Genomic DNA, 1,094 nt, shown 5'->3' with positions numbered 1-1,094 from the left:
ATACGAGATCCTGAGATGTCTCGTGGGCTCGGAGATGTGTATAAGAGACAGTTTATTACCTGTGTAGAGCCGGGCGCACTGGTGAATTGCTGGGAGCCTGAAATTGATCTTAAAGTGTTTCACGTGAAACAGGGAACTGTGAACCTGAAATCTGGGCGTGAGATTCGCCAGGCTGAATCGCTGGAGAAATCGCTGGAGAAAGAGTATGAGTGAACAAAATTACGATGCGTCCAATATTAAAGTGCTGAAAGGCCTCGATGCAGTTCGTAAGCGTCCAGGAATGTACATTGGTGATACGGATGACGGTACCGGACTTCACCACATGGTGTTTGAAGTGGTAGATAACTCGATCGATGAAGCCCTGGCAGGCTTCTGTGATGAAATTGCAGTTATTATCCACCCGGATGAATCCATAACCGTTCGTGATAACGGTCGGGGAATCCCGGTAGATATCCACGAAGAAGAAGGTGTGTCTGCCGCTGAAGTGATCATGACGGTACTTCATGCGGGGGGGGGAAGTTTGATGATAACACCTATAAAGTCTCTGGTGGTCTTCACGGTGTCGGTGTATCCGTAGTAAATGCCCTTTCCAAAGAGCTTAAACTGACCATCCGCAGAAATGGTCAGGTTCATCAGCAGATCTATGCGCACGGTGTTCCACAGGAACCTATGAAGGTGATTGGAGAAACTGAAAAGAGCGGTACAGAGGTTCATTTTGTTCCCTCTGAGGAAACCTTCTCCAACATCCAGTTTAGCTATGACATTTTGGCTAAAAGGCTGAGGGAACTCTCTTTCCTGAACTCTGGCGTCTTTATTCGACTGATTGATGAGCGTTCGGGGAAAGAAGACCAGTTTCGCTATGACGGAGGCCTGAGTGCATTCGTTGAATATCTGAATACCAATAAAACCAATATCAACAAGGTCTTCCACTTCACGAAAGTAAGGGAAGATGGCATTGGTGTAGAGGTGGCATTGCAGTGGAATGATGGCTTTCAGGAAAACATTTTCTGCTTTACCAACAACATTCCTCAGCGTGATGGGGGGACCCACCTTGCTGGCTTCAGAGCCGCGCTGACCCGTAACCTGAACAACTA

General features: G+C 47.4%; 1 pseudogene. It reads left to right on the top strand.

Annotated elements, in window-relative coordinates:
* Positions 1-205: 205 nt before the first annotated feature.
* Positions 206-1,094 (top strand): annotated as a pseudogene (locus KDK19_RS07335) (ATP-binding protein); the annotation flags it as partial.

Origin of the sequence: Endozoicomonas sp. ONNA1 (assembly GCF_024606325.1) — a bacterium.
GTDB lineage: Bacteria > Pseudomonadota > Gammaproteobacteria > Pseudomonadales > Endozoicomonadaceae > Endozoicomonas_A.
Note: the sequence above shows the minus strand (reverse complement) of the source record. Positions and strands in the feature narration are given on the sequence as shown.